This window comes from Kribbella sp. NPDC048837 (assembly GCF_055586945.1).
This window is the reverse complement of sequence record NZ_JBVJHF010000002.1, coordinates 841,326-866,885: the sequence shown is the minus strand read 5'-3', so window position 1 is coordinate 866,885 and position 25,560 is coordinate 841,326. Positions and strand designations below refer to the sequence as shown.

The 25,560-nt window shown below is 68.7% G+C and carries 28 protein-coding genes; 14 read left to right on the top strand and 14 right to left on the bottom strand.

Annotated features, from left to right (window positions below; translation table 11 throughout):
• Positions 1-153 precede the first annotated feature (153 nt).
• Both ACZ6O0_RS12120 and ACZ6O0_RS12115 read right to left on the bottom strand, forming a co-directional pair.
• Positions 154-1,971: a coiled-coil domain-containing protein gene (locus ACZ6O0_RS12120; protein WP_465764877.1), complete on the bottom strand. Its 1,818-nt coding sequence runs from the start codon at positions 1,969-1,971 to the stop codon at positions 154-156.
• On the bottom strand, positions 1,971-2,528 hold the full coding sequence (locus ACZ6O0_RS12115) for a hypothetical protein (protein ID WP_465764876.1): 558 nt from the start codon (positions 2,526-2,528) through the stop codon (positions 1,971-1,973). Before ACZ6O0_RS12115 ends, ACZ6O0_RS12120 begins: the two co-directional genes overlap by 1 nt.
• 248 nt (positions 2,529-2,776) lie before the next feature.
• On the opposite strand from ACZ6O0_RS12115, the gene ACZ6O0_RS12110 reads away from it, so the two are divergent.
• Positions 2,777-3,937: a molybdopterin-dependent oxidoreductase gene (locus ACZ6O0_RS12110; protein WP_465764875.1), complete on the top strand. Its 1,161-nt coding sequence runs from the start codon at positions 2,777-2,779 to the stop codon at positions 3,935-3,937.
• A complete protein-coding gene (locus tag ACZ6O0_RS12105; protein WP_465764874.1) occupies positions 3,934-4,392 on the top strand; it encodes a hypothetical protein in 459 nt (152 codons plus the stop codon). The genes ACZ6O0_RS12110 and ACZ6O0_RS12105 overlap by 4 nt, the downstream gene beginning before the upstream one ends.
• Here the strand turns inward: ACZ6O0_RS12105 and ACZ6O0_RS12100 are convergent.
• Entirely contained in the window at positions 4,329-5,159 is an 831-nt protein-coding gene (locus ACZ6O0_RS12100) for a beta-keto acid cleavage family enzyme (RefSeq protein WP_465764873.1), read from the bottom strand. The two genes, ACZ6O0_RS12105 and ACZ6O0_RS12100, sit on opposite strands and share 64 nt — an antisense overlap.
• Before the next feature lie 93 nt (positions 5,160-5,252).
• On the opposite strand from ACZ6O0_RS12100, the gene dtd reads away from it, so the two are divergent.
• Entirely contained in the window at positions 5,253-5,678 is a 426-nt protein-coding gene (dtd, locus tag ACZ6O0_RS12095; RefSeq protein ID WP_465764872.1) for a D-aminoacyl-tRNA deacylase, read from the top strand.
• 91 nt (positions 5,679-5,769) lie between these two features.
• Here the strand turns inward: dtd and ACZ6O0_RS12090 are convergent, their stop codons facing one another.
• From ACZ6O0_RS12090 to ACZ6O0_RS12065, 6 genes are all read right to left on the bottom strand, one after another.
• Complete coding sequence (locus ACZ6O0_RS12090; protein WP_465764871.1) at positions 5,770-6,996, bottom strand: choice-of-anchor P family protein; 1,227 nt, start codon at positions 6,994-6,996, stop codon at positions 5,770-5,772.
• 302 nt (positions 6,997-7,298) lie between these two features.
• A complete protein-coding gene (locus ACZ6O0_RS12085) occupies positions 7,299-7,595 on the bottom strand; it encodes a DUF1416 domain-containing protein (RefSeq protein ID WP_465764870.1) in 297 nt (98 codons plus the stop codon).
• A 1-nt stretch (position 7,596) separates the two neighbouring features.
• Positions 7,597-8,445, bottom strand: coding sequence for a sulfurtransferase (locus ACZ6O0_RS12080; protein WP_465764869.1), 849 nt, complete (start codon positions 8,443-8,445; stop codon positions 7,597-7,599).
• A 12-nt stretch (positions 8,446-8,457) separates the two neighbouring features.
• Positions 8,458-8,904: a DUF4395 domain-containing protein gene (locus ACZ6O0_RS12075; protein WP_465764868.1), complete on the bottom strand. Its 447-nt coding sequence runs from the start codon at positions 8,902-8,904 to the stop codon at positions 8,458-8,460.
• Positions 8,905-9,178: 274 nt separating this feature from the next.
• Positions 9,179-10,081: an RDD family protein gene (locus ACZ6O0_RS12070; protein ID WP_465764867.1), complete on the bottom strand. Its 903-nt coding sequence runs from the start codon at positions 10,079-10,081 to the stop codon at positions 9,179-9,181.
• Between the two features lie 49 nt (positions 10,082-10,130).
• Entirely contained in the window at positions 10,131-10,553 is a 423-nt protein-coding gene (locus tag ACZ6O0_RS12065) for a TlpA family protein disulfide reductase (RefSeq protein ID WP_465764866.1), read from the bottom strand.
• 70 nt (positions 10,554-10,623) lie between these two features.
• On the opposite strand from ACZ6O0_RS12065, the gene arfB reads away from it, so the two are divergent.
• From arfB to ACZ6O0_RS12045, 4 genes are all read left to right on the top strand, one after another.
• Positions 10,624-11,058 (top strand): alternative ribosome rescue aminoacyl-tRNA hydrolase ArfB, encoded by a 435-nt coding sequence (gene arfB, locus ACZ6O0_RS12060; RefSeq protein WP_465764865.1) that lies wholly within the window; start codon positions 10,624-10,626, stop codon positions 11,056-11,058.
• A gap of 87 nt (positions 11,059-11,145) precedes the next feature.
• Positions 11,146-11,709 carry a hypothetical protein gene (locus ACZ6O0_RS12055; protein ID WP_465764864.1) on the top strand — a complete coding sequence of 188 codons (564 nt, stop codon included), beginning with the start codon at positions 11,146-11,148 and terminating at the stop codon, positions 11,707-11,709.
• Positions 11,706-12,272 (top strand): hypothetical protein, encoded by a 567-nt coding sequence (locus tag ACZ6O0_RS12050; protein WP_465764863.1) that lies wholly within the window; start codon positions 11,706-11,708, stop codon positions 12,270-12,272. The genes ACZ6O0_RS12055 and ACZ6O0_RS12050 overlap by 4 nt, the downstream gene beginning before the upstream one ends.
• Positions 12,269-12,871, top strand: coding sequence for a hypothetical protein (locus ACZ6O0_RS12045; RefSeq protein WP_465764862.1), 603 nt, complete (start codon positions 12,269-12,271; stop codon positions 12,869-12,871). The genes ACZ6O0_RS12050 and ACZ6O0_RS12045 overlap by 4 nt, the downstream gene beginning before the upstream one ends.
• On the opposite strand, the gene ACZ6O0_RS12040 is transcribed toward ACZ6O0_RS12045, so the two are convergent.
• A complete protein-coding gene (locus tag ACZ6O0_RS12040; protein WP_465765593.1) occupies positions 12,825-14,198 on the bottom strand; it encodes a hypothetical protein in 1,374 nt (457 codons plus the stop codon). The genes ACZ6O0_RS12045 and ACZ6O0_RS12040 overlap by 47 nt on opposite strands.
• Positions 14,199-14,412: 214 nt before the next feature.
• Positions 14,413-15,123: a winged helix-turn-helix domain-containing protein gene (locus tag ACZ6O0_RS12035; RefSeq protein WP_465764861.1), complete on the bottom strand. Its 711-nt coding sequence runs from the start codon at positions 15,121-15,123 to the stop codon at positions 14,413-14,415.
• Between the two features lie 163 nt (positions 15,124-15,286).
• Between ACZ6O0_RS12035 and ACZ6O0_RS12030 the strand changes: the two genes are divergently transcribed.
• The gene (locus tag ACZ6O0_RS12030) at positions 15,287-15,526 is read left to right on the top strand and encodes a MoaD/ThiS family protein (RefSeq protein ID WP_465764860.1); all 240 of its coding nucleotides are present in this window, start codon (positions 15,287-15,289) and stop codon (positions 15,524-15,526) included.
• A 144-nt stretch (positions 15,527-15,670) separates the two neighbouring features.
• On the opposite strand, the gene ACZ6O0_RS12025 is transcribed toward ACZ6O0_RS12030, so the two are convergent.
• Positions 15,671-15,895, bottom strand: coding sequence for a hypothetical protein (locus ACZ6O0_RS12025; RefSeq protein WP_465764859.1), 225 nt, complete (start codon positions 15,893-15,895; stop codon positions 15,671-15,673).
• A gap of 211 nt (positions 15,896-16,106) precedes the next feature.
• On the bottom strand, positions 16,107-17,888 hold the full coding sequence (locus ACZ6O0_RS12020) for a bifunctional metallophosphatase/5'-nucleotidase (protein ID WP_465764858.1): 1,782 nt from the start codon (positions 17,886-17,888) through the stop codon (positions 16,107-16,109).
• A gap of 136 nt (positions 17,889-18,024) precedes the next feature.
• On the opposite strand from ACZ6O0_RS12020, the gene mshD reads away from it, so the two are divergent.
• The 3 genes from mshD to ACZ6O0_RS12005 all read left to right on the top strand — a co-directional run bounded on the left by mshD (position 18,025) and on the right by ACZ6O0_RS12005 (position 20,675).
• Complete coding sequence (gene mshD, locus ACZ6O0_RS12015) at positions 18,025-18,939, top strand: mycothiol synthase (protein WP_465764857.1); 915 nt, start codon at positions 18,025-18,027, stop codon at positions 18,937-18,939.
• 198 nt (positions 18,940-19,137) lie between these two features.
• Complete coding sequence (locus tag ACZ6O0_RS12010) at positions 19,138-19,752, top strand: DUF6318 family protein (protein ID WP_465764856.1); 615 nt, start codon at positions 19,138-19,140, stop codon at positions 19,750-19,752.
• A gap of 491 nt (positions 19,753-20,243) precedes the next feature.
• Positions 20,244-20,675, top strand: coding sequence for a PKD domain-containing protein (locus tag ACZ6O0_RS12005; RefSeq protein ID WP_465764855.1), 432 nt, complete (start codon positions 20,244-20,246; stop codon positions 20,673-20,675).
• Here the strand turns inward: ACZ6O0_RS12005 and ACZ6O0_RS12000 are convergent.
• Positions 20,672-21,727: an alpha/beta hydrolase gene (locus ACZ6O0_RS12000; RefSeq protein ID WP_465764854.1), complete on the bottom strand. Its 1,056-nt coding sequence runs from the start codon at positions 21,725-21,727 to the stop codon at positions 20,672-20,674. The genes ACZ6O0_RS12005 and ACZ6O0_RS12000 overlap by 4 nt on opposite strands.
• Before the next feature lie 107 nt (positions 21,728-21,834).
• Here ACZ6O0_RS12000 and ACZ6O0_RS11995 point away from each other — a divergent pair, with 107 nt between their 5' ends.
• The 3 genes from ACZ6O0_RS11995 (at position 21,835) to ACZ6O0_RS11985 (ending at position 25,484) form a co-directional block, all read left to right on the top strand.
• On the top strand, positions 21,835-23,994 hold the full coding sequence (locus ACZ6O0_RS11995; RefSeq protein ID WP_465764853.1) for an RNA degradosome polyphosphate kinase: 2,160 nt from the start codon (positions 21,835-21,837) through the stop codon (positions 23,992-23,994).
• A 9-nt stretch (positions 23,995-24,003) separates the two neighbouring features.
• Positions 24,004-24,882, top strand: a complete 879-nt coding sequence (locus tag ACZ6O0_RS11990) for an NUDIX hydrolase (RefSeq protein ID WP_465764852.1) — start codon at positions 24,004-24,006, stop codon at positions 24,880-24,882.
• Positions 24,883-25,010: 128 nt separating this feature from the next.
• Positions 25,011-25,484 (top strand): bifunctional nuclease family protein, encoded by a 474-nt coding sequence (locus tag ACZ6O0_RS11985; protein ID WP_465764851.1) that lies wholly within the window; start codon positions 25,011-25,013, stop codon positions 25,482-25,484.
• Positions 25,485-25,560: the final 76 nt, after the last annotated feature.

The window sequence follows — 25,560 nt, the reverse complement described above, 5'->3', positions numbered from 1 at the left end:
CCAGCAGGCTCCATCGCGCGGCGAAGCAGCGCCGGGCAGGAGGCCAAGCACGGCCGACAAAGGCCGGCGGGCGTTGGGTCGAGCTAGACCGGTAGGTGCCGAGTGGGGCGGCTCCGCGCCGGCCAATCACAGGTTGGCCGGCGGGTTGGTTGGTTAGCGTTCGAGGCCGGGGCCGTCGGTGCGGTTGCTGCCGGTGCGGTTCATGTCTTGGCTGTGTTGGCGGCCTGCGGTTTGGCCGCCTCGGCCGCCGGCCAGGGCTGCTTCGCCTGGGGGGCGGGTTGCGCCGGCGGCGGCTGCGTGGCCGGCGGTTACGCGTTCGTGTTGGGCTCTTAGGTCCTCGACGGATGCTTGGTCGGAGGGGTCGGCCGTTCGTTCCTGGCCGTTCGAGTTTTGCTGGCGGGCTTGGCGTTGCTCGTCGAGTAGGGGCTCCTCGACCGGCTGGGGTGCGCTTTGGCCGGGCTGGGCGCTCTCGTCCACGGCCTGCTGGGCGGCCTCGCCGACGCGCTCGCCGTTCTGGCCGTTCTGCTGGGCGAGCTGGTTGGCGTCCCGGCGGTCTCCCGCTGTCTGCAGACCCGGCTGCGGGCCGGCATCTCCTTGCTCCTGAGCCGGCTGCTGCCCTTCAACCTGCTGACCCGGCTGCTGGTCCTGCGCGAACTGCTGGTCCTGCTCGGGCTGCTGAGCCAGCTCAGGCTCCTGCCCGGCCCGGATCACACCGTCGTCACCGAGCTGCGGGCCCTGCTCAGCCTCCGGCGAACCCTGATCCTGCTCCGGCCGCTGCTCACCTGCTGCCCGAATCACACCGTCATTGCCAAGCTCCGGACCTTGCTCGGCCTGCACCGAGTCCTGGCCCTGTTCAGCCTCCGGCGACTCCTGCTCCTGGCCCAGCCCGGGCTCCTCGCCAGCAGCGCGGATCACACCATCGTCACCGCGCTCGTAAGCCTGCTCGACCTCCGGCGACTCCTGCTCCTGATCCAGCCCCGGCTCCTCGCCGGCCGCGCGGATCACACCATCGTCACCGCGCTCGTAAGCCTGCTCGACCTCCGGCGACTCCTGCTCCTGATCCAGCCCCGGCTCCTCGCCGGCTGCGCGGATCACACCACCGTCACCGCGCTCGTAAGCCTGCTCGACCTCCGGCGACTCCTGCTCCTGATCCAGCGCCGGGTCCTCGCCGGCCGCGCGGATCACGCCGTCGTCGCCGAGTTGCGGGTCCTGGTCGGCTTCCGGTGAAGACTGTTCGCCTTCCATTCCGGCTGGCCGGATCACGCCGTCATTGCCGAGTTCGATGTCCTGGTCGGCGGTGTCCTGGGCGACCTGGTCTTCGGCCTCCTGGTCGGCGGCGCGCTGTTCTTCCGCCTCTTCGGCGACCACGGCCGCAGCACCACCTGCTGCAACAGCGGTGCCGACGTCCACTCCCTCGCCGGCCTCGGGGTCGTCGCGGCGTTGCTCCTCGCGGCGCTGCTCGGCGGTCTGCTCCTCCGCTTCCCTCGCGTCCCGGCGTGCCTCGGCGTCCTCCGCCTGCTCGTCGGCCCGTTCGTCGGCGACTACCTCGTCAGCTCGCTCGTCGGTGTCGAGGCGACCGTCCCGGTCGAGGTCCTCGATGTTCTGCCGGGCGTCGGGGATGCCGTCACCGTCCGGATCCTCCCGCTGGACCTCGGCCTGCTCCTCCTGCTCGCGCCGCAGCTGTTCTTCCTGGCCGCGGTCCACTTGCTCCTGGAGTTGCTGGTTGCGCAACCGTTGCTCCTCGACCTGCCGCTCGAGCTGGGCGGTGCGGTCCGCGCCGTCCGGCAGACCGTCGTTCATCCGGCGGTCGAAGTCGCGATCGTGGCGCTGCCGGTCGAGCACGCTCTCGAGCGCCGCCCGGCGTTCCTGGTCGGCGCGCATCCGAGCCCGGTCGCCGAACCGGCGCATCATCCGGTACACCCGGCGGACCTGGTTGACCAGCGTCTCGAGCAGCTCTTCTTCGAGTGCCATCACGCCACCTCGCTCGCATAGACGGAGTACCCGAAGCCGGCCGCGTTGTCGTCCGGCCCGGGCTGGGTCGCGTACAGGTGAATCTCGGCGCCCGGCCGCAGCCAGACCGCCAGGTGACGACGACGGCCCCGCCACTCCGGCGGAATCCGCAGGTCCGACCCCGGCCCGACGAAGACCGGAGCGCCCCAGTGCCGACGGGCCAACTCGAGCTGTCCGGGCCAGTGGTCGTCCAGCCCTTCCTCGGCGTCAGGCACCTCCGAAGGCGCGATCTCGTACGCCGACCAACCACTGCGCGGGCTCTCCGGCAGCACGGCATCGGGCAGCACGAGCATCACGGTCTCGCGCGGGGTGACCAGCCCCCAGGTGTAGCGGTCGGGGTCGATGTTGCCGGGGGCCCATGGTCGCCAGCCGGTGGCAGCGGTGACGCGGGAGACCAGCGCGCGGATCGCGTCCACACCGGTGCCCGGCGGTCCCCAGACCGATCTCCAGTCGGAGACCTCGGCCAGATCCGCCATGGCACGCTCGTCGTCGCTCGACGACCGCTGCTGCGTCTTCACCCCGGCGCTCCTCTCCTCAGGTCCGCCCAGCCTAAGCCCCGACCGGTCCCACCACCTCCCCAATGACGCACGCCTGTGGACAACGGATCCCCCGTACCTAAGAACGGGAGGTAGTCGACCTCCGCACGCCTGAGCTCGCCCGAAACCGGCCGGTTCTGTGCCACCACCTCCCGTTCTTCCGTACGCCGTTCGCGAGCAGTAAGCGCTGGACGACGCACGCACGGGCCGGACTGGGTTGTAGTGGAAACATGAAGCTCCCGGCCCCACCGACCGAGAAGTCGTTCCCGTCGCCGCTGCACCATCCGCGCGTCGCAACGGTGATCGGGCGCTGGCTCGGTCTCGCGGTCGTGATCTGCTTCCTCACCGGCCTGTTCAGCCATCTCCAGCAGGAAACTCCCGGCTGGCTGTCAATTCCCAGCCGGCCGGCCTCGCTCTACCGCGTCACCCAGGGCCTGCACGTCCTCAGCGGCACCGTCACCGTTCCGTTGCTGCTGGCAAAGTTGTGGACCGTCTATCCCAAGCTGTTCGCCAAGCTCCCCTGGCCGCCGAGCCGCAAAGCCCTCCGCACCGTCCTCGAACGCGGCTCGATCCTGGTCCTCGTCTCCGCGCTGGCGCTCGAGCTGTTCACCGGCTTCCTCAACACCCTGCAGTGGTATCCGTGGCCGTTCCCGTTCAAGCAGACCCACTACGCGCTCGCCTGGATCATCGTCGGCGCACTGCTCGTCCACCTCGCTGTCAAGCTCCCGCTGATCCTCGCGCACTGGCGCCGTACGCCGGCCGACCACACGCCGGCCGTCGATTCGTTGCCGCCAGCAATCACTGGGGTGACCCGGCGCGCCCTGTTCCGTACGGTCGCCGGCGCGGCAACCCTGGTCGGGATCACCTCGGTCGGCCAGTCGGTCCCTGCCCTCGGCCCGGTCGCCGTACTCGCGCCGCGGAAGCCGGGCGTCGGTCCACAAGGCCTGCCGGTCAACCGTACGGCGAAAGACGCTGGCGTCACCGGGATCGACGCGGACTGGCGGTTCACGATCACGGGCCCGCGGCAACTGTCGTACACCCTCGATGAACTCCGGGACCTCCCGCAGAGCCGCTCCGACCTGCCCATCGCCTGCGTCGAGGGCTGGAGCCAGGGCGCTCGGTGGGAGGGTGTCCGGATCCGCGATCTGCTGAGTCTGTGTGGCGCCCCAGCCGACTCCCGAGTGCGCGTCGTCTCGATGGAGAAGGGCGGGTTCTACGCCACCAGTGAGCTACCACCGGAGTTCGCCGGCGATCCGCTCACACTTCTGGCCCTCCGCCTGAACGGCACCGAATTGGCCCTCGACCACGGCTTCCCCGCCCGCATCATCGCCCCCAACCGGCCCGGCGTCCTCCAAACCAAATGGGTCCACCGCCTGGAGGTCATCGCATGAGAAGCATTCGGGCCGCGCTCGCTGCGGTGGGGGTGGGGTTCGGGGTCTGGGGTCTTTGGTTGCTGGTCGGCACCGTGGAGCCGCCGGCGTTGATCCGGCTGCCTATCTGGCTCGGTGGTGCGGTGATCGCTGACGACTTCTTCCTCGTGCCGGCGACCATCACCATCGGCTGGCTGGTGACGCGGTGGTCGGCCGGGCCCGATCGGCATCGGACGATCGGAGCCGTCCGGACCACCTTGATGTACGTCGGTCTCACCACGCTGATCGCGATCCCGCTGCTCCTGCGGCAGGGCAAGGGCGCGAACCCGACCGTGCTCCCGCGCGACTACCTCCGCGACTGGTTATTGCTTGAGGCAACGATCATCGCGGCCGGCGTGGTGGTGTTCCTGGTTCAGCGGTCCCGCTTCACGTTCAGGAGGTCGCGGGCCTCGTCCGGCGACATCGGCGGCCGCTGAGCCAGCGTCGCGAGTGTGGCGGCGCGCTCGACCAGCTCGGCGTTGTGGGTGACCGGCTGCCCCTTCGCCAGGGTCAGCGTGTCCTCCATCCCGACCCGGAGGTTTCCGCCCTTCGACAAGGCGGCCAGCGCGACGGTGAGCGACGTACGCCCGATGCCGGTCGCGGACCACGAGGTCACGGCGGCGGGGAGCGCGTTGACCGCGGCGACCAGGGCGTCCGTCGTACCGGGCATGCCGCCCGGGACGCCCATGACCAGGTCGCAGTGCACGCGGCCGCCGTACGGGAGACCGAACTTGTCCAGCAACCGGTGCAGCGCCGCCACCTGTCCGAGGTCGAACAGCTCGAACTCCGGCACGACCTCGCGCTCCTGCGTCAGCTGGTAGAGCTCGGTCACGAACGGCCACGGGTTCATGAACACGTCGTCGCCGAAGTTGACCGTGCCCAGGGTGAGCGAGCAGGAGTCGGGTACGGCGTCGAGCACGCGGAGCCGGTGGTCGTACGGATCGGTGACCGCGCCGCCGGTGGACAGCTGCACGATCAGCGCCGTGTTCGCCCGGATCGCGGCGACCGTGTCGGTGAGGCGGCCGAGGTCGAGGGTCGGCTTGTGCTCGCCGTCGCGGATGTGGATGTGGATCATCGCGGCCCCCGCGGCCTCGCACCGCTTCGCGGTCTCGACCAGCTCGTCGAGCGTGGTCGGCAGCGCCGGGCAGTCCGCCTTCGCGGTCTCGGCACCGGTGGGGGCAACTGTGATCAGAGTCGACGCCATGGACGAATCCTGCCAGATCACCGCCTGATCCGGATATTTGCCCGTCGCGGGGTCCGATCACCGGACGATCTCCGGCGAGGCAGGATGGTGACCATGAGAGCCGTCGTACAGCGAGTCAGTCAGGCATCGGTCACCGTCGAGGGCGAGGTGGTCGGCGCGATCGACGGGCCCGGCCTGCTGGTCCTCCTCGGCGTCACCCACGACGACACCCCCGAGAAGGCCGCCGCGCTGGCCGCGAAGATCTGGACCCTCCGCATCCTCCACGACGAACGCTCGGCCGCCGACGAGCAGGCCCCGATCCTCGCGATCAGCCAGTTCACCCTGTACGCCGACACCCGCAAAGGCCGCCGCCCGTCATGGAACGCCGCCGCCCCCGGCCCCGTCTCCGAGCCGCTCTACAACTCCTTCTGCACCGCCCTCGAATCCCTCGGCGCCAAAGTCGAACGAGGCACCTTCGGCGCCCACATGGACGTAGCCCTCATCAACGACGGCCCGGTCACCCTGATCCTGGACGCGTAGAACAACGAACCGGCCCCCGGATCCAGTGGATCCGGGGGCCGGGGGGTTCTGGGTCGGTGAGGTTCGACTCAGACGGGGCGTCGGGCTGGAGTCAGCTGACGACGCCGGCGGCCGAGTGGCCGACGATGACCTTGGTGTTCAGGCTGTACACGTCGATCACCAGGGCGTTCACGGAGATGTACCGCTTCTGCCGCAGGACCTGGTTGAAGGTCAGCCGCGCGACACCCGGGATGTCCAGGGTCTGGTTCTCACCGGTCTTGACCGGGTAGACCTTGTTGCCGACGCGGATCGACGCGATGCTCGAGGACGAGCTCACGCCGGCCTTGTTGTCCTTGGTCTTCCACGCCGACGCCGAGGACTCGATGGCGCCGATGGACAGGGTGCCCACCTTCACGCCCGCGACGTGCGAGGTGAAGTTGATGTAGGACTTGTCCGCCCCGATGGCGCCGTTCTTGGTGGTGTAGACGCCACCGACGTAGGCGACCTTCGGGATGTTCAGCTCGCCGACCGCGACCTTGACCGTCTTGCCCTCAGTCCCCTGGCAGGTGGTCTGGAGCGACGTCGGGCCGGAGACGACCAGCTTGTCCGCGTTGGCCTTGGTGCCGTACGCGTCACCGATCACCAGCGCGGTGGCCGGCTTGGAGATCTCCGCGCGGGTCTTCAGCACCGCGACGTCGACACCCTCCGGGACGTACTGGTTCTTCACGTTCGCGTGGATCACGACGGCCTGCGCGTACGAGTAGATGCCGGAGCTGGTCTTCACGCCACCGACACGGTTCAGCACGATGTAGCCGAGGCCCGGAACGGCGACCTTCGTGTTCGGCTTCGGGTTCAGCAGCGACGGCACCGTGATGGCGCCGATCTTCACGCCGGCGAAGGTGGTGCTACCGGTGTAGGACAGCTGGCCCTTGGAGTACTTCGCGGTGGTGGTGGTCTTCACACCGGTCAGCGTCAGCAGGTCGCCGACCTTGATGTCGGCGGCGGTCGCGTTGCTGGTGACGCCGGTACCGCTCTTGTTGTCGAACGCGTGGGTGTCGGTCCGCACGCTGCGCGCGATCGCCTGGTTGTTCACGTTGGCCGTGGCGATGTCGTTCTTGTCGGCCTTGTTCGGGTCGGTGGTGCAGCCGAACTTGCTGATCACCTGCGGGCCGCTGTTCGCCAGCCCGGATTCAACGTCGGTCCCGTACGAGTAGCCGCTGTATCCGAAAACCGGCGAGGCGGACGCAGAACCCGACGTCAGCGCGATCGTAGAAGCCACGCCGACAACCGCCGCAACTCCGACGGCCGCGAGCTTCTTGTATCCGATGCGGGGTCGCATTGACCCCTCCTCCCTGAGTGATGACGTGACCCGAAGTGCGGGTCAGGACACAGACACAACTCAGCCGGTTGCGGTAGGTAACGAGCGGAACGCGCTCCGAGACCAAACCGTTACATCCGTGCTCGTTCCGCAAGATTCGGCCGCCGAGCCGTAACTCCGGAGCGATGACCGGGATCCCTTCCACAGCATGCGATTCCGGACATGCCGAAGGGCCCGGACGCGCAAGGTCCGGGCCCTTCGGGGCTACCTTCAGGGTGGGCCACCCTCGGGTGGGGGTGGCACCATCAGTAACGAGCGACAGGTCAGACGGTGACGGCCACTTCCGCGACCTCGCCGTACTGCGCGACCACCTGGCGGTCGACCGGCTCGGCCTTCGGCGCCAGCGTGCGCAGCGTCCAGCTGCCCGGCGCCGCGAAGAACCGGAAGTGCCCGGTCGCCGACGTCGGCACCTCGGCGGTGAACTCACCGGTGGAGTCCAGCAGCCGCACGTACGCGCCGCCGACCGGCTCCTCGCCGCGCAGCACCTGGCCCTGGATCACGGCTTCCTTGTCGACGTCGACACCCTTGAGGTCGAGGCCGCCCTTCTTCGCTCCGCACATGTCAGGCCTCCCCGGGCTCGTCGCCGAGAGCAACGGGTACGCCGACCAGCGAACCCCACTCGGTCCAGGAACCGTCGTAGTTCTTCACGTTCGGCTGGCCGAGGAGCTCGTGCAGCACGAACCAGGTGTGCGCCGAGCGCTCGCCGATCCGGCAGTACGCGATGGTGTCCTTGCCGAAGTCCACGCCGGCGTCGGCGTACAGCGTCTTCAGCTCGTCGTCGGCGCGGAACGTGCCGTCGTCGTTGGCCGCCTTGCTCCACGGGATGTTCGCCGCGGTCGGGATGTGACCCGCGCGCTGCGCCTGCTCCTGCGGGAGGTGGGCCGGGGCGAGCAGCCGGCCGGCGTACTCGTCGGGGCTGCGGACGTCGACCAGGTTCTTCACGCCGATGGCCTCGCCGACCTCGTCGCGGAACGCGCGGATGGTCAGGTCCGGCTCCTGCGCGGTGTACTCGGTGGCCTCACGCTTGACGACCTCGTCGGTCAGCTCACGGCTGTCCAGCTCCCAACGCTTGCGGCCGCCGTCGAGCAGGCGGACGTCGCCGTGCCCGTAGAGCTTGAAGTACCAGTACGCGTACGCCGCGAACCAGTTGTTGTTGCCGCCGTAGAGCACGACCGTGTCGTCGTTCTTCACGCCGCGGTCGGACAGCAGCGCCTCGAACTGCTCCTTGTTGACGAAGTCCCGCCGGACGTGGTCCTGCAGGTCGTCCTTCCAGTCCAGCTTGATCGCGCCGGCGATGTGACCGGCGTCGTACGCCGAGACGTCCTCGTCGACCTCGATCAGAACGACGTTGGCGTCGTTCTTGTGCTCCTCGACCCAGTCGGCCGAGACGAGCGCGGATTCCCTGCTCATGTGTGCTGCCTCTCAGTTGGTAGCGGTGGCTGGCGTACGAATGCGGTGGATCAGCAGATAGGCCTCGCAACCGAGGCAGAGCCCGACGGCCGCGTTCACGAAGGCGGCGACCAGGGCGAATCCGGTGGCGACCACGCCCAGCACGGTCAGACCGGTCAGGTACCCGACCAGGCCGACGACCGCGAAGACGAGACCGACCAGCTGGGCGAACCGCGGCGGCGCGGCGTCCTCCAGCTCCTGGGGCGGACCGAGCCGGGGACGGATCAGCCGCTTGAACAGCTGCCCGTACGGCGACGCCTGGACGCCGAACGCGACCGAGATCGCGAACACCACGGCTTGCACCGCGAGCGGCCAGGCATTGTTCAGTACGAGCGTCAGCCCCAGGACGACCGTGGTCACACCGGCCGCGAACCGGAGTCCCCGCGGATCGACCTGCTTGTGTGTCGTTGGTTCGGACATGCCGACTCCCGGAGGAGGAGGGAGATCGAGCCGGGCCCGCCCGGGAATGCGGGAGACGACGTACGCGAAACCGTGCTCAGCGACCGGTTCCGCAGCGCTCGGGACGCCGCCTGGTCAGCGGCGACGACACAGCGACGAGCGCATCCGGCAGTTGTCCACTGCCCTGCGCTTGGTCAGCCATGTCGTGTAAGCCACGCATCGAGAGTACGGAAACCGGGCGGGCTCGCCAGCCATGGTCTCACTGAGTGAGACAATTGATCAGATCGCGGACAAGTCAGGTCCGGACCACGTTCGTGTGGGCGATCTTGTCGTGCAGCGCCTGCTTCTTGTCGTCCCAGAGCGGCCAGAGGTAGTTGATCAGAGCAATAAAGCCGGCCAGGGTGCCGACCAGCGGGACGAAGCCGGCCAGGCTCAGCAAGGTGATGAAACCGTACCGCTTGAGGACTGCCGAACCGGGCGGCGGACCGGGGACGTCGCGGAGCCGGACCGCGATGCCGACCGCCATCTTGCCGGGGGTGGCGCCCTTCTTGGTGAGGAAGAAGTATTCGTACGCGAACGACACCGCCAGGCCGATCAGCAAGGCCGGGACGGCCCACTTGTACGCCTCCGGAGGCAGTGTGAACGTGCTCGGCGGCTCCTGACCGGCACTCGCGCGGTCGACCATGTCCTTGGTGTGGTCCCAGACGACCTGGATGTACTTCACGTAGAAGTAGGCGGTCAGCGGCAGGCCGATGACCGTGGCGATCAGGCCGTCGATCACGCGGGCGAACACGCGGCGCCACCAGCCCGACAGGGGCTGACCGTCCGGAGTGGTGGCCGCTCGCCGGCCGGGGTAACCGTAGCCCTGCGGAGGGTAGCCCTGACCTTGCTGCTGGTACGGCTGCCCGTACTGCGCCGGCTGCCCGTATTGGGCGGGCTGTCCGTATTGGGCCGGCTGGCCGTACTGCGCCGGCTGGCCGTACTGCGGTTGGCTTGGCTGGGCGCCGCCGTACACCTGGCCGTGCTGGGCGGGCTGGCCGTACTGCGGCTGCGCGATCTGGCCCGTCTGGCCGAACTGGCCCTGGTACGGCGGTGGGCCCTCGTGGGCGCGGCGCTGATCCGTCCAGGCCTCGCCGTCCCAGTAGCGCTGCTGGGTCGGGTCCTGGGGGTCGTCGTACCAACCGGCTGGGAAGCTCACCGCCACAGCATTCCCTACATCGGAGGGCATTCGCCATTCGGTTACGGCGTCAGTGGGGCTGCCGGTCGATCGCGGTGGCCAGCGCGGCGATCACATCGGGCTTGCGCGGCGCACCACTGCCGCGCTTCACGACCGCACCGGTGCTGTCGAGGACGAGCGTCGTCGGAGTCCGCAGGATGTCGAGCCGCCGGACCAGCTCCAGGTGCGACTCCGCGTCGAGCTCGATGTGCCGCACGCCGTCGACCATGCCCTCGACCTCGGCCAGCGTCCGCCGGGTGACCCGGCAGGGCGCGCAGAACGCCGACGAGAACTGCAGCAGGGTGGCCCGCTCCCCGAGCTCTCCCCCGACCTCGGCCGCTGACACCCGCTCCACGTCCTCGCCCTTCCCGCGGAACCGCCCGTCGGCCCACGCTTTGAGCGCACTGAGCACCACTCCGGCGACCACGGCGCCGACGAGAACCCAGATACCCATGCTCACAACAATCCACAGTACGGCGGTGTGTTTACAATTCAACCGTGCGTTTCACTCCTCGGACGGGACAATGGGGTCCGTGGAGAGCGGATTGATGGTCCGGTCGGGGGTGGTGATCCCCGAGACCGAGCTGGCGTGGCGATTCTCACGGTCCGGCGGGCCGGGCGGGCAGTCCGTCAACACCACGGACAGCCGGGTCGAACTGAGCTTCGACGTGGCGGGTACGACGGCGTTGAGCGACGTACTGAAGTCCCGGGCGCTCGAGCGGCTGCAGTCCCGGATGGTCGACGGCGTGGTGACCATCGCGGCCTCGGAGTACAAGTCGCAGTGGCGCAACCGGGAGGCGGCGCGGGAGCGGCTGGCCGTGCTGATGCGGGAGGCGATCGCGCCACCACCCCGCCCGCGACGGCCGACCAAGCCGAGCAAAGCCTCGGTCCGCCGCCGGCTCGACAGCAAGAAACGCCGGGGTGAGACCAAGCGCCTGCGCGGGCGTCCGGACGACTGAGAAGGCCCTGCCGATCGTTATCTTGGCTGCGTGCAGGAAACGGGGAGCGGGGGATCTGCTGCGCCTGAGGAACTTCAGGACCTCAGAGTGCGAGGGCGGTCGGTTCGCACCTGGGTGATCAGCGCGGGCGCGGTGCTGCTGGCGATCTCTGCGGCGTTCGGCGGGCTGAAGAAGGCGGCCGGCGACACGCCCCACGTGGACGCGGGCACGGCGATCGACGCCGGTCAGTTCGAGGTCACCATCCAGCGCGTGGTCACGGTGAAGGACCTCAAACCGCTGTTCAGCCCGGACGACGGTGGTGCGCTGATCGCGGTGGTGACCAAGCTGAAGGTCACCGACGACACGGGCACGACGCCACCGTCGGACCTCATCCGGCTGATCGGCGTACCGGGGGTGAGCGACACCGCCCCGCCCCTCGGCACCACCAACCTCCGCGACCAGACGATGAACCCGGTGCTGACCCCGGATGCCGGTGAGGACGTCGCGTACGTCTGGAAGTTGCCGAAGGCCACCGAACTGCCGGCCGAGGTCGAGCTGACCGTGCAGGGTTACGAGCACCAGGACGAGTCGATCCTGGACCACCACGAGAAGTGGCTGCCCGACGAGGTCGCCGCCGAGAGCACGGTCACGGTCACGGACAACACGAAATGACCAGGCGCAAGGTGCTGAACGCCGGCCTGACACTGGCCGTCCTGGTCGCGATCGTCGGGCTCTACCGGCTCACGCCGACCCAGAAGGACATCCAGGAACCGGTCGCGGTGAACGGCGTCGTCGGCCGCGCGGTGAAGACGCCGCGATTCGCGCTGACCGTCGAGGACGTCCGGGTCGGCAAGAAGCTGCGGATCCCGCGGTCGACACCCGACCGCGACACCCTGACGGACTTCGTCGTGGTCGACGCAGTGATCACAGCGACGCGGGAGCCGATCCACCTGTCGGGTGTGCGGATCCGGGCCGCGGACGGCACCACCTATCTCGGTGCCAACCGCAACGGACTCGACGAGGTCGACCTGACCGGGTTCCAGTTCGCGCCGGACATCCCGGTCCGTGGTTCGTTCGTGGTCGAGATGCCGGCCGACAAGGTGCCGGGGGCAACGTTGCAGGTGATGGAGAAGTCGATCCTGAACGACCTCGAACCGCAGGTGACCGTCCCGCTCGGCTCGGCCGTGCCCGAGGTGAAGGACGTCGTGGACCTGACCGCGGCGGGTGACTCATGACCGGCGCGCGCCGCGCCCGGCCGGGCTGGTTCCGCAAGAACGCGGTCGCTTTCGCGGCCCTGGTCGTCGCGATCCCACTGGCCGGCTGGTGGACCACGCGCAGCGACTACAAGTCCTGGTACGACGCGGAGCCGCGCGATCCCGTGCTCGTGGCGGCGGGCGGGACGTCGTACGCCGGAGCCACCTGGTACGCGGCGAGCGTCCAGGTGGACCCACAGCCCAAGTCCGGTCAGCCTGGGCCGGTGCCTGATGGAACCACGCGGATCCGGGTCTACTTCCGGCTCCAGGTGGACAAACTGTCGGCGCTCGAGGGACTCGGCGGCTGCCGGCTCCACCTCCGCGCGCCCGATGGTCGCACCTGGGACGAGGCCGTGGTGGCCGGAGATTTCCAGGACCGGCCGACCGGATGTACCGGCGGGTACGACGACAAGCCGCAGAGCTGGCGTGGTGCGTCGACGCAGTACTATCTCAAGCCGGTCGAGGGGAAGCCGTTCGAGACGGTTGCGGTGTTCGTCGTACCGTCGTCCGTCGCGTCGACCGCCCAGCCGACGATCACGTGGGCGACGAGACTCCCTCAGTACTTGGCATTCCCGAGGTAGCGGCGCTCAGGTCGGTGACGCCCCGGTCGCCGGCCGGTTGCTCGTGGACGGCGTGGGTCCCCTGGTCCAGGTAGCCGGCCAGGCCGCCGACCATCCGGTCGTACGCGGCGGCGAGGAGGCTGACCTGGAGCATGATCTTCAGGCCGTCCGTGACCAGGGCGAGCGGCTCGTCGATGACCAGCCAGAACTGCAGTGAGTGCGGACCCAGCACCCACAGCTTGAGCGCGATCCAGACCCCGCTGGCGGCGAAGGTGACGATCGCCCAGGCCAGGAAGTGCCCCAGCATCGGCCGCAACCCCGAACGCACGACCAGCCGGAACGCGTCCATCACGGGCGTCCAGCGATCCTTCCAGTCCGACACCACCGAGTTCCCGGCCGCACGCACGATCCGGGGTGTCCGCTGCCAGCGATTCGAGATTCGGTCGAACCGCCAGCGCGGCTTCTCGAGCTTCTGGACGGCGCGGCCGTAGATCACCGCGGTCATCGTGATCCACATCAGCGGGAGTACGGCGGCGCTCCAGAGGTCACCGATGCCGGCGGCAACGAATCCGGTCACGGTGTCCCAGATCTCCCGGATCTGGTTGACGCCCAGCACGTGGTCGAGCCCCCACCCGTACGCGTCGTGCAGCCACAGCCACACCTGCCGTTCCTTCAGCCACGTCTTCGGCGACGGGATGAACGAGGTCGCCTGGTACGCGACCACGAAGATCCACAGCGCCTCCAGATAGGTGACGAACAGCTTGCGGACCGGGCCCTCCTTCTCCTTCTTCCACTTCTTGAACCCGAGCCGCAGCAGGTACGCCGTGACGCCGAGGCCGATGAACAGCCAGGTGGACAGCGACTGCAGTCCTTCCAACTGCCGGGGCACGGTCCCACCGGCCAGAACCACGGCAGCCGTCTCGTTCACCTTGTGGACGGCGAGCTGGTACTCGTAGGCGAGGGCCTCGTTCTGGAGGAACTTGTACGCCGCGTAGAACGCCAGGAACGGCAGCAGCGCCGCGGCGAGCGCGTCCAACGGACGGTGCTCCTTCCCGGGCTCCATGCCGTCGGGCGCGAGCATGCCCTCGGCAACTGCCTTCCGGTGGAACGGCAGCTCGCCGCGCAGCACCAGGAACATCGCCACGTACATCGCCAGCGACACCACCACGAGCAGCGCCAGCACCGCGATCCCGGCGGCATCAGCCTTCGCGCCCGTCTGCACGGCCCACCATTGGAGGCCGCGGTGGGCCAGTTGCGCGATCAGGAAGACCGCGAGCAGGCGCGGCCAGGCCTTGCCGAACAGCACCCCCGCACGTCCCACCGTGGTGAGCAACGTCCCCGACTCCATCGCCACGGGCGAAATCTACCTGCCCGCGGTGTCGGGACCGGCCGCGTTGCGGACGCGGGCCGGGTTCGCCAGAGCGGCCGGCGGGTTGCCTGGATCGTCGGCGAGTTGCCGACGCGGAAGGCTGGTTGCCGGGGCGGCAGGCTGGTTGCCAGGCCGGCCGGGTTGCCCGGGGTGGCCGGGTTGCCGGGGTGGCCGGCAGGATGCCGGGGCGGCGTCAGGCGCTGGCGTCCGCGGTCTCGCGGGTGGTGCTCGGCGGGATGACGAAGCGGTAGCCGACGTTCCGCACGGTCCCGATCAGGGCCTCGTGCTCCGGGCCGAGCTTCGCGCGCAGCCGCCGTACGTGCACGTCCACCGTCCGCGTGCCGCCGAAGTAGTCGTACCCCCACACTTCCTGCAGCAACTGCTCCCGCGTGAACACCCGCCCCGGGTGCTGCGCAAGGAACTTGAAGAGCTCGAACTCCTTGTAGGTCAGGTCGAGCGCCCGCCCGTTGAGCTTCGCCGTGTACGACGCCTCGTCGATCACCACGTCGCCGCTGCGGATCAGCGAGGAGTCGGGCTCCTCGTTCCGCACCGCGGCGAGCCGGCCGATCACCAGTCGCAGCCGCGCCTCGATCTCCGCCGGACCGGCGGTGTCGAGCAGTACGTCGTCCGCACCCCAGTCGGCGTTCACCGCGGTCAGACCACCCTCGGTGACGACCAGGATGAGCGGTACGTCGATCCCCGTCGTACGGATCAGCCGGGACACGCCGCGCACGGCGACCAGGTCCCGCCGGGCGTCCAGCAGGACGGCGTCGGCGTCCGGAGCGTCGACCAGCGCCGCGACCTCGGCGGGCAGGATCCGGATCTGGTGCGGCAGCAGGGCGAGCGACGGCAGGACCTCGGTGGAGGCCTGCAGCGCGTTCGTCAGCAGAAGCAACGTGCTCACGCTGTCTCCTTGTGCTGATCATCGGATCCCGGGTAAGCGATCCGGTCCTTGTGCACGTCAGGCCCCGACGGCGTCATTGCCGGGGGCCCGAGACACACTGGATAGCAACAGCAAGCTGACATAATAGCGGAAGACTTAACCGATAAGTGAGGCGTCCGACCACATGCCGGAAGTCACCATCAGGTACTTTGCCGCCGCGCGCTCCGCCGCCGGTGAGTCCACCGCGACCGCCGAGGCCGGCTCCATCCGCGAACTCGTGAGCGCCGTCTCGACCGGCCGCCCCGAGCTCGCCCGGGTCCTGTCGATCTGCACATTCCTCCTGGACGGCGAACGCGCGGACCCCGCGACCCCCCTCCAGCCCGGCGCCCAGGTAGACGCCCTCCCACCCTTCGCCGGCGGCTGACCCCAACGATCAGCGGCGCAGGCCCCAGCACTCAGCGGCTCGGGCTCCCAGCGCTCAGCGGCTCGGGCTCCCAGGGCTCGGCGGCTCGGGCTCCCAGGCTCAGCGGCTCGGACCCCAGGGCTCAGCGACTCGGGCTCGCAGCGATCAGAGGAAGAACTTCAGCAGCACGAAGGCGAGCGCGACGGCGGTCGTCAGCGCCGCCTTCCCGGACCCGAACCCCCGCCGGAACGCGGCCCCGAACACGGCCACCGTGAGCGGCACCAGCATCACGAGCAGCGTGACCCCGGCCGCGTGGACGCCGACATGCGCCCGGCCGGTCAGCACCAGCCCGACCACGAACGCGAACGTCAACCCGAGCCAGGTGGTCACCTGGATCGGCCCATCTTCACTGCGATGCCCGCGATGCGACGCCCGGGCCGCACGGCGATGCGAAGTCGGAGCAACGTGCGACATCGGTCACCTTCCGAAAAGAACCGAATACGCAAGGTAGCAGCAAGTTCACGGGAACGTAAAAGCCACGACCCTCCCCTACGGTCCCCACGGCCGGTACGCCGCCGGGTGGCGGCGTACCGGCTCGGCGTCAGGAGCCGATGGAGATGCGGTCCGTGGCGACCGGCGTGTAGGGGTCGTGCGCGGTCAGGTAGTTCGCGAAGGCGTCGATGTCGAGGCCGCCGAAGAACTTGTTCGTCGCCGTGGTGAAGGCCGGGAAACCGTCGCCACCGTCGGAGAGGAAGTTGTTCGTGACGATCCGGTACGACGTCGCGTCCACCAGCGGCTGGCCGGCGATCCTGATCGAATCCGCGACCACCTTCGAACCCGCCGGCGCGGCCGGGTTCCAGGTGTAGGTGATGCCCGCGACCTGGAGCACCTTGAACTTCGCCGCCTCCGGCCCGTTCACCCCGGAGAACTGCTGCTCCAGCAACGCCTTGATCTGCGTGCCGGTCATGTTCATCGACACCAGGAAGTTGTTGAACGGCTGGACGGTGAACGCCTGCCCGAAGGTGACCTCACCGTTGGTCGACGCCAGGTCGGCACGGATACCGCCCGGGTTCATGAACGCGACCACCGGTGTCTGCCCACCCGTGATGACGGTGGGGTCGGCGAGCTGGGCGTCCGCGATCAGGTTGCCCAACGGCGATTCGAGCGAGTCGTCCGGCGTACGGACGACCGTCGGCGTGGTGATGTGGCCGATCACCTTGTTCGCGATCGGGGCGACCAGGTCCTTGTACTTGGTGATCAGCTCGCTGGTCTTGCGGTCCGGCACCACGTCCTGCGTGACGATCTGGTTGTTGGCGATCGTGTTCAACCGGTCGACGTCACCGGTGGCGTTGCTGATGCTGAGCCGGACCTCGGTCACCAGCCGGCCGAACGACGAGGCGCTGGTGACGAGCCGCGGCTGCTTGGCGCTGTCCGGCAGCGAGCAGTTGTAGGCCTGGTGAGTGTGGCCGGAGATGATCGCGTCGATCTCCGGGTCCAGCCCGGCGTTGATGTCGACCACCGGTCCGGAGATGCCCGGGCAGCTGTTGTACGCCCGCGGGTCGGCCGGGAAGCCACCCTCGTGCAGCAGCACGACGATCGACTCCACGCCCTTACCCTTCAGCACCGGGACCAGGGCGTTCGCCGTCTCGATCTCGTCCTTGAAGGTCAGGCCCTCGACACCGGACTTGGTGACGATGTTCGGCGTGTTCTCCAGCGTCATGCCGATGAACCCGACCTTGCGGCCGTCCTTGAACGACTTGATCGTGTACGGCGCGAACAGGGTCTTCTGGGTGTTCTCGAAGAACACGTTCGCGGACAGGTACTTGAACTTCGCGCCCTCGAACGGGTGCTTCGGGTCGGGGCAGGAGTTCTGGTTGTTCTGCCCGTCGCCGTCCGGCAGGCAGCCACCGGTCTGCATCCGGAGCAGCTCGTGCCAGCCCTCGTCGAACTCGTGGTTGCCGACCGACGCGACCTCGAGGCCCATCCCGCTCAGCGCCTCGATCGTCGGCTCGTCGTGGAATGCGGCCGACAGCAGCGGCGACGCGCCGATCAGGTCACCGGCGGCGACCGTGACGGAGTCCTGCCCCTTCGCCGCCGCGGCGGCGCGCAGGTCCTTCAGGTGGGTCGCGAGATACGCCGCCCCACCAGCGGGAATGCCGTTGATGTTGCCGCTCGAGCCCGTCGCCGGCTCCAGGTTGCCGTGGAAGTCGTTCAGCGCGAGCAGTTGGATCTGGGTGTGCGTCGGCTTGGGTTTCGCCGGCGCAGCCTGGGTCACGGTTCCCCCCGTGGCCATGGCGAGTACCGCGGCCGTTCCGGCGGCGATCAGGCCGAGGGCCCGCCGCCGTCCCCCCAACCGCGTCTTGTCTCGTCCTGTCAGGGCCATGTCAACTCCGTCGTCGTGGCGGTCACCGCGGGTGGCGGTCCCGCGAAATCTCCGCGGTGCCGCGAAATTACCCGTCGCGGCGCGACCCCGCCAAGGACTTGAGCATGAACTGACCAGGACCTTTTACGGTATTGAGGTGACTCTCGAAGCCGTACCCTCACCGTTGCCCTCGGCCACCGCCGCCGCTGTCACGGAACTCGCCCGCTCCGCAGCACAGAGCGACGGCGTCAATCCCCTCTCCGAGCGCACCCTGCTCCACCTCGACGGCGAACACCCCGGCGACGTCCACGTCCTCGCGTACGAGGGCGACCCCGGCACGATCGAGGTCACCGGCTTGCAGAGCGCCCGGAACCTCATCGGGTACGGCGCTCTCGCACCGGACGGCTCGGCCGAGTTGGTGGTCGCACCCACATCCAGACGCCAAGGCACCGGTACGGCGCTACTCCGCATGCTGCTCGACCACGGCGGCAACCGAACCCGGGTCTGGGCTCACGGGCGGCTACCCGGCGCGGATGCGTTGGCGAGCCGACTCGGTCTGGAGGTCACACGGGAGCTCTACTTCCTCCGGCGTACCAGGGCTTCTCTCCCGGACGCGGTGTGGCCCGAGGGCATCGCCGTACGGACGTTTGTGCCCGGACGGGACGATGCGGCGTGGCTGAAGGTGAACAGCGAGGCCTTCGCGGACCACCCCGAGCAGGGCAGCTGGACCGCTTCCGACCTCGCGGAACGCCTGCAACAACCGTGGTTCGACCCGAACGGCTTCTTCCTGGCGGTGGACTCGAAGACCGACAAGGTCGCCGGCTTCCACTGGACAAAGGTCGAGGACGGCATCGGCGAGGTGTACGTCGTCGGCGTATCCCCCACCCACCAGGGCAGCGGACTGGGCAAAGCCCTCACCCTCCAGGGCCTCCACCACCTCCAGGACAACCGTGACCTGGACACCGTCGTCCTCTACGTAGACGGCACCAACACCGCGGCCCGCCACCTCTACACCACCCTCGGCTTCACCACCGCCGCCCTGGACGTCCAGTACGCCCCAACGAGCCTGTGAACGACATCACAGCGAAGTCGCCCCCTCACTTCCCGTCATAAATCCCACCCCTCCCTCGTCTCACCACTACCAGGAGCCGTCCGCGCCTCTAACCCCCCAGCCGGACGGCTCCTGGCTTATCCACAACTGCACCTTCTGACATCACCGCCCACTCCGACCCCCGACTACCATCAAGTCGACTACGGAGAGGTGACACAGGTGACTAACCGCAACAGGATCGCGAGCGTTTGGCTGGCTGCAGGCTTGAGTGCCGTGACATTGGCGGCGTGCAGCTCTGGCTCGCCTGAGGCGGGTAGGCCGAATGTCGATCCGACCACGACGAGCTCGAGCGCTCCGACCACCGCAACGCCGGGATCCACAGCCGCCACGACGGCGGGGCCGACCCAGCCGCCAGTTCGTCCGGCGAGCGCGAACGGTCTCAGCCTGTCGGCCGCCGAAGCATTCATCCGCTTCTACTCAGGTCTGCTGAACTATGCCTCGGACACCGGCGACGTCGGTCCGCTTCTCAGCGCCAGCGATTCCGGATGCGAGGGCTGCACGCTGTACGCCGACTACGTCAAGCAGGCCAATGGGCGCAACGGCGGGCTGAGCGGCGATTACCGGGAATCCGTCAAAGAGGTTTCCGAGCTCTATCGAGGCACGAACGGAAACATCGGCGCATCCGCCGTTCTCAGCGTCGGAGCCTACGTGAGCAAGCAATCACCGGACTCCGAACCCGTCGCCAGCAAGGCAGCGACATACAAGCGGGAGATCGCACTCGCCCCGAAAGACGGCCAGTGGATCATGTTCGAAATGAAGCAGGCCAAGCAATGATCCGGCGGAGGGCGGTCGTCCTGCCGCTGGTGGGCGCGGCGTGCGGTGCTGTCACCTGGACTCTGCTCACGCTGCCCACCGTTGCTACGACTGGGTCCGGCCAGCAGTTGCTGCCGGAGGCGATGGCCACCAAGACACCAGGCGCCAAGGCGTCCAAGAGCCGCGACGGCGTACTGATCGACGGATGGCGGGGAGACTCCGGTCGTTTCCCGTCGAAGCCTCAGAATCACCAGTCCGGCGGGAACTCGAAACAAACGACGGATGACCGCTTCACCAGCCCAAAGCAAGGACACAAGCCGCACAAGCCACAACGGGTTGCGCCCACCGAGTTCCGGCTGAACATCGGCATGTGTGGCCGACCGGCTCCTGATGGAACAGTCCCGGGCCCGACTCGATGCCAGCCTTTCATTCCTGACACACCTCGGCCGAGCCGACGCACAGTGCCGCCCGAAGTAGTCCAGCCACCTCAGCCCCGCGATGTGACCTGGTCGATGATTCTCACCGAGAGCACCGAGGCCCTGTTCCCGAAACTGGCGGTCAAGGTCCAGCCCGCCGGCCGGACGCTGGTCAACCTGGACACCATCGTCTACACCGACGATCTGGGCGTCACGACGATTACCGTGCCGCTCCTTGGATTCCAGGTTGTCGTCGAAGCCACACCGATGAGCTACACCTGGCGATTCGGTGACGGATCCACGGTGACCACTACCTCGCCCGGGAAGCCGTACCCGGCGAAGGAGATCACGCACAAATACCTGAAGCGAGGCAGCGTCGGCCTGACCGTGACGACGAACTACGCGGCTCGGTTCAACGTTGCTGGGACCGGCTGGCAGTACATCGATGGGACGGTGCCGGTTACCGGGCCTGTTACGGCACTGCAGGTTCGGGAGGCCGTGCCTGTGTTGGTGGATCCGCCTAACTAGTGGAGGACGGACCTCAGATGGTTCGCCAGGTGGGTGTGGGCTTCGCGGGTGGTGCCGGGGATGTTGAGGAGGTTGGCGTAGCCGTGGGTCAGGGACGGGTGGGGGACATGCGTGAGGTGGTTGCCGGCCTTCAGGAGGGCGGTGGCGTAGTCGGTGCCTTCGTCTCGGAGGGGGTCGAATCCGGCGGTGGTGAGGTAGGTGGGGGGCAGGCCGGTGAGGTCGTCGGCGAGGAGGGGTGACAGCAAGGGGTCGGGGCGGAGCTTGGGGTCGGGGGCGTAGTGGTCGCGGTACCAGATGATGTCGTCCTCGGTGAGGATCAGGCCCTCGGCGAAGAGGTCCCGGCTGGGGCGGCGGTGGACCAGGTCGAGGGCGGGATAGAGGAGGACCTGGAGGGCCGGCTGCGGGAGGTTGCGGCGTACGCACTGCTGGGCGACGACGGCGGCCAGGTTGCCGCCGGCGCTGTCGCCGCCGACGGCCACCAGGGACGGGTCGGCACCGAGGTCCTCGGCGTGGTCGACGGCCCAGGTGAAGGCGGCGATGGCGTCCTCGGCCGCGGTCGGGGCCGGCGCCTCGGGGGCGAGGCGGTAGTCGACCGACAGCACCCGGATGCCGGCGTCGAACGACAGCGACCGGCAGAGCGCGTCGTGGGTGTCGAGGTCACCGACGACCCAGCCGCCGCCGTGCAGGAACACCAGCAGACCGCGCCCGGCATCCCGCGGAACGTACAGCCGTGCACCCAGCTGCCCGTCGGCGCCGCGAACGGTGAGGTCGGTCACGCGCTGTAGTTCTGCCGGGTGGCCGGCGACCAGCTTGCACAAGGTCTTCAGGTGCGCACGGGCCGTGGCCGCGTCCGATTTCGTTGTTTTGGGCAATAACTTCTCGACCCGCAGGAGCAGCTGCAGCTCGGGGTCGAGCGTGTTGCCGTCGATCTGCAGCGGCGCACCGGCCAGCCGGCGCCGGACGGCCATGGGCAGGGCGTACAGCGGGGTCAGGGCGTTCGCCTGTACGGCGTCCGCCGCGCCCCGGAGCACCGAGTCCAGTCGTGGGTTCACAAGGAGTGACGCTAGCAACAGCAACCCCGGTTCCGGGTCGGAAGGCAACCGAAAACGTCACATTCGTCAACGCGCTGACGGCTACCTGGTGTTCACCAAAGGATGGGATGCTGGTCAACGTGGCTGGAGACCTGCTGGCATCCCACAACCGCGAGTACGACGTCGAACCGCCGTACGACATCGCGGCAGCCGGCGATCTTCCGGCGGACCGGTTCTCCGATCGTGAGCTGAGCTGGCTCGCGTTCAACCAGCGCGTCCTCGAACTCGCCGAGAACGACCGGATCCCGCTGCTCGAGCGGGCCAAGTTCCTGGCCATCTTCGCCAGCAACCTGGACGAGTTCTACATGGTCCGGATCGCCGGTCTGAAGCGGCGTATCGCGGCCGGGGTCGCGGTGAAGGCGGCCAGCGGCCTGCTCCCCCGCGAGGTCCTCGACCGCAGCCTGGCCCGCAGCCGGGAGCTGATGGACCGGCACGCGGAGACCTGGCGGAAGGCGGTGCAGCCGGCGCTGACCGAGCAGGGCATCGACATCCTGCGCTGGGACGACCTGGAGCACACCGAGCGCGAGGAGATGACCCGGTTCTTCCGGGAGCGCGTGTTCCCGGTGCTGACCCCGCTGGCGGTCGACCCGTCGCACCCGTTCCCGTACATCTCCGGCCTGAGCCTCAACCTGGCCGTCGTGGTCCGCAACCCCGACACCGGCGGCGAGCACTTCGCCCGGGTGAAGGTGCCGCCGCTGCTGCCGCGGTTCGTCCGCGTCGCCGAAGGCCGGTTCGTCCCGCTCGAGGACGTCATCGCGACCCACCTGGGCCAGCTGTTCCCGGGCATGGAGGTCACCCAGCACCACACCTTCCGGGTGACCCGCAACGAGGACCTCGAGGTCGAGGAGGACGACGCCGAGAACCTGCTGGCCGCGCTCGAGAAGGAGCTGCTGCGCCGCCGGTTCGGCCCGCCGGTCCGGCTCGAGGTCGAGGAGTCGATCGACCCGCAGGTGAAGGCGCTGCTGCTGTCCGAGCTGGGCGTCACCGAGGCCGAGGTGTTCGAGCTGCCCGGCCCGCTGGACCTGCGCGGCCTGTTCACGATCGCGAGCCTGGACCGGGCCGAGCTGAAGTACCCGGCGTTCGTGCCGTCGACCCACCCGCACCTGTCCGAGGTCGAGACCGCGAACCCCGCGGACATGTTCTACGCGCTGAAGCAGCGTGACGTCCTGGTCCACCACCCGTACGACTCGTTCTCGACGAGTGTGCAGCGGTTCATCGAGCAGGCCGCGGCCGATCCGCACGTGCTGGCGATCAAGCAGACGCTGTACCGGACGTCCGGTGACTCACCGATCGTGGACGCGCTGATCGACGCCGCCGAGGCCGGCAAGCAGGTGCTGGTGCTGGTGGAGATCCAGGCCCGCTTCGACGAGCAGGCGAACATCAAGTGGGCCCGCCAGCTGGAGCACGCCGGCTGCCATGTCGTGTACGGCGTGATCGGCCTGAAGACCCACAGCAAGCTGTCGATGGTCGTCCGTGACGAGCCGGACGGCCTGCGCCGCTACGCGCACATCGGCACGGGCAACTACCACCCCAAGACCGCCCGGCTTTACGAGGACCTCGGCCTGCTGACCAGCGACAGAGTGGTCACCGAGGACATCGCGCACCTGTTCAACCACCTGTCCGGCTTCGGCCGCAGCGCCGGGTACCGGCGGCTCCTGGTCGCACCCCAGTCGGTACGGCGAGGGCTCGTGGAGCGGATCGACCGCGAGGTCGAGCACCATCTGGCCGGCAGGCCGGCCCGCGTCCGGATCAAGGTGAACAGCCTGGTCGACGAGGCCATGTGCGACGCGCTGTACCGGGCGTCACAGGCCGGCGTCCCCGTGGAGCTGTGGATCCGCGGCATCTGCACGCTCCGGCCCGGCATCCCGGGTCTGTCCGACAACATCCAGGTCCGCAGCATCCTGGGCCGGTTCCTCGAGCACAGCCGGGTGTTCTGGTTCGAGAACGGCGGTGAGCCCGAGGTGTGGATCGGATCGGCCGACCTGATGCACCGCAACCTGGACCGCCGCGTGGAGGTGCTGGTGCAACTGAAGGAGCCCGACCACGTCACCGAACTGCGGGAGATGTTCGACCTGGCCACGGACGAGGCGACCGGCTCGTGGTGGTTGCAGTCCGACGACACCTGGCAGCCCCGGCTCCTCCGCCCGGACGGCGAACCGCTGCGCGATCTGCAAGAAAGACTCATCGCCACGCGTGGGCGACGCAGGACTGCCGACCCCATTACCTAGGCTGAATTCATGAGCAACCCGGCGACAGTGATCGCCGCCGGTGGTGTGGTGTGGCGCGAGCAGCGTGGCACCAGACAGGTGCTGCTGGTGCACCGGCCGCGGTACGACGACTGGTCCCTGCCGAAGGGCAAGCTGACCACGCACGAGCACGTACTGCTCGCCGCACGGCGCGAGATCGAGGAAGAGACCGGCCTGCAGGTCCTCCTCGGCCCACCGCTCGGTGTGCAGCGCTATCCGGTCCGCAAGAACGGCGGGACCGTCGAGAAGCTCGTGCACTACTGGTCTGCCACCCCGACCGACGACAGCGACTTCCAGCCGAACGACGAAGTGGACGAGATCGCCTGGCTGCCGGTGGACAAAGCCCGCACCAAGCTCAGCTACCCGCGCGATGTGGACATCCTGGACGCTCTCGACCAAGTGATCCCGGTCACGGCCACGCTGGTGGTCGTCCGGCACGCGGAGGCGATCAAGCGGAAGGACTGGGACGGCAAGGACACCGTCCGCCCGCTCACTGACTCAGGTACGGCGGTGGCCGAGCAACTGGCCGGCGTACTCGCGGCTCTCGGTGTGAACCGGGTGATCAGCAGTGATGCGGAGCGCTGTGTGGCGACACTCGCGCCGTACGCCGCCTTGATCGACCGGCACATCCACCTGTGGCCGGAGATCTCCGAGCGGGGGTACGACGCGAATCCGGACGGCCTGCGTGGTCTGCGCGAACGGGCCTGGAAAACGGGCAAGGTGACCGTGGTGTGCTCGCACCGGCCGGTGCTGCCCGCACTGTCCCGGGAGCTCGGGCTGAAGGTCGGCAAGTTCTCCACCGGAGCCTTCCTGGTGGCGCACCGGCTGCCCGACGGGCGGCTGGTCTACGAGCGTTTCAGAGCCCCGTGACACGGGTCGGTGACGATCCAGGCACAGCTGTGGGTGCGTCGGGGTGACACTGGGTGTGACGGGTATGTTCCTACCGAGGAACCCGGCGTCCCACCGGGCGCGGGTCTGAGGAGAGGTTCGGGCGCACCATGACGATGATGCGAGAACTGACACTGGTCGGGATCCGGATGGAATCGCCCAACCGGGCTCCGGTGATGATGCTGCGCGAGACCGAGGGCTACCGCTACCTGCCGATCTCGATCGGCTCGGTCGAGGCGACGGCGATCGCGTACGAGGAGCAGGGCCTGCGGCCGTCGCGGCCGCTCACTCATGACCTGATGCGCGATCTGATCGAGGCGTTCGGGGTCCACATCGAGGCGGTCGAGATCGTCGAGCTGCGCGACGCCGTGTTCTACGCCGAGCTCGTGCTGGCCAACGGGACGCGGGTCTCGGCCCGGCCGAGCGACTCGGTCGCCCTGGCGGTCCGCCTCGGTACGCCGATCCGCTGCACCGAGCAGGTCCTCCTCGAAGCCGGCGTCGCCACCCCCGAGGAAGAACAGGCCGAGCTCGAACGCTTCCGCAAGTTCCTCGACGGTGTCGCCCCGGAGGACTTCTCCAGCTGAGATTGCAGGAAGCTGCAACAAGCTCGCCGTACCTCCCCCGGATGCGCTATTTTCTAACGCGCGCTGACGGCAGGGG

What these genes read in the sequence shown, in the direction of transcription:
- ACZ6O0_RS12120 (WP_465764877.1), bottom strand. Translation starts at nt 1,971, where the DNA reads ATGGCACTCGAAGAAGAGCTGCTCGAGACGCTGGTCAACCAGGTCCGC.
- ACZ6O0_RS12110 (WP_465764875.1), top strand. Translation starts at nt 2,777, where the DNA reads ATGAAGCTCCCGGCCCCACCGACCGAGAAGTCGTTCCCGTCGCCGCTG.
- ACZ6O0_RS12105 (WP_465764874.1), top strand. Translation starts at nt 3,934, where the DNA reads ATGAGAAGCATTCGGGCCGCGCTCGCTGCGGTGGGGGTGGGGTTCGGG.
- ACZ6O0_RS12100 (WP_465764873.1), bottom strand. Translation starts at nt 5,159, where the DNA reads ATGGCGTCGACTCTGATCACAGTTGCCCCCACCGGTGCCGAGACCGCG.
- dtd (WP_465764872.1), top strand. Translation starts at nt 5,253, where the DNA reads ATGAGAGCCGTCGTACAGCGAGTCAGTCAGGCATCGGTCACCGTCGAG.
- ACZ6O0_RS12090 (WP_465764871.1), bottom strand. Translation starts at nt 6,996, where the DNA reads ATGCGACCCCGCATCGGATACAAGAAGCTCGCGGCCGTCGGAGTTGCG.
- ACZ6O0_RS12085 (WP_465764870.1), bottom strand. Translation starts at nt 7,595, where the DNA reads ATGTGCGGAGCGAAGAAGGGCGGCCTCGACCTCAAGGGTGTCGACGTC.
- ACZ6O0_RS12080 (WP_465764869.1), bottom strand. Translation starts at nt 8,445, where the DNA reads ATGAGCAGGGAATCCGCGCTCGTCTCGGCCGACTGGGTCGAGGAGCAC.
- ACZ6O0_RS12075 (WP_465764868.1), bottom strand. Translation starts at nt 8,904, where the DNA reads ATGTCCGAACCAACGACACACAAGCAGGTCGATCCGCGGGGACTCCGG.
- ACZ6O0_RS12065 (WP_465764866.1), bottom strand. Translation starts at nt 10,553, where the DNA reads ATGGGTATCTGGGTTCTCGTCGGCGCCGTGGTCGCCGGAGTGGTGCTC.
- arfB (WP_465764865.1), top strand. Translation starts at nt 10,624, where the DNA reads ATGGGGTCCGTGGAGAGCGGATTGATGGTCCGGTCGGGGGTGGTGATC.
- ACZ6O0_RS12050 (WP_465764863.1), top strand. Translation starts at nt 11,706, where the DNA reads ATGACCAGGCGCAAGGTGCTGAACGCCGGCCTGACACTGGCCGTCCTG.
- ACZ6O0_RS12045 (WP_465764862.1), top strand. Translation starts at nt 12,269, where the DNA reads ATGACCGGCGCGCGCCGCGCCCGGCCGGGCTGGTTCCGCAAGAACGCG.
- ACZ6O0_RS12040 (WP_465765593.1), bottom strand. Translation starts at nt 14,198, where the DNA reads ATGGAGTCGGGGACGTTGCTCACCACGGTGGGACGTGCGGGGGTGCTG.
- ACZ6O0_RS12030 (WP_465764860.1), top strand. Translation starts at nt 15,287, where the DNA reads ATGCCGGAAGTCACCATCAGGTACTTTGCCGCCGCGCGCTCCGCCGCC.
- ACZ6O0_RS12020 (WP_465764858.1), bottom strand. Translation starts at nt 17,888, where the DNA reads ATGGCCCTGACAGGACGAGACAAGACGCGGTTGGGGGGACGGCGGCGG.
- ACZ6O0_RS12005 (WP_465764855.1), top strand. Translation starts at nt 20,244, where the DNA reads ATGATTCTCACCGAGAGCACCGAGGCCCTGTTCCCGAAACTGGCGGTC.
- ACZ6O0_RS11995 (WP_465764853.1), top strand. Translation starts at nt 21,835, where the DNA reads ATGCTGGTCAACGTGGCTGGAGACCTGCTGGCATCCCACAACCGCGAG.
- ACZ6O0_RS11990 (WP_465764852.1), top strand. Translation starts at nt 24,004, where the DNA reads ATGAGCAACCCGGCGACAGTGATCGCCGCCGGTGGTGTGGTGTGGCGC.
- ACZ6O0_RS11985 (WP_465764851.1), top strand. Translation starts at nt 25,011, where the DNA reads ATGACGATGATGCGAGAACTGACACTGGTCGGGATCCGGATGGAATCG.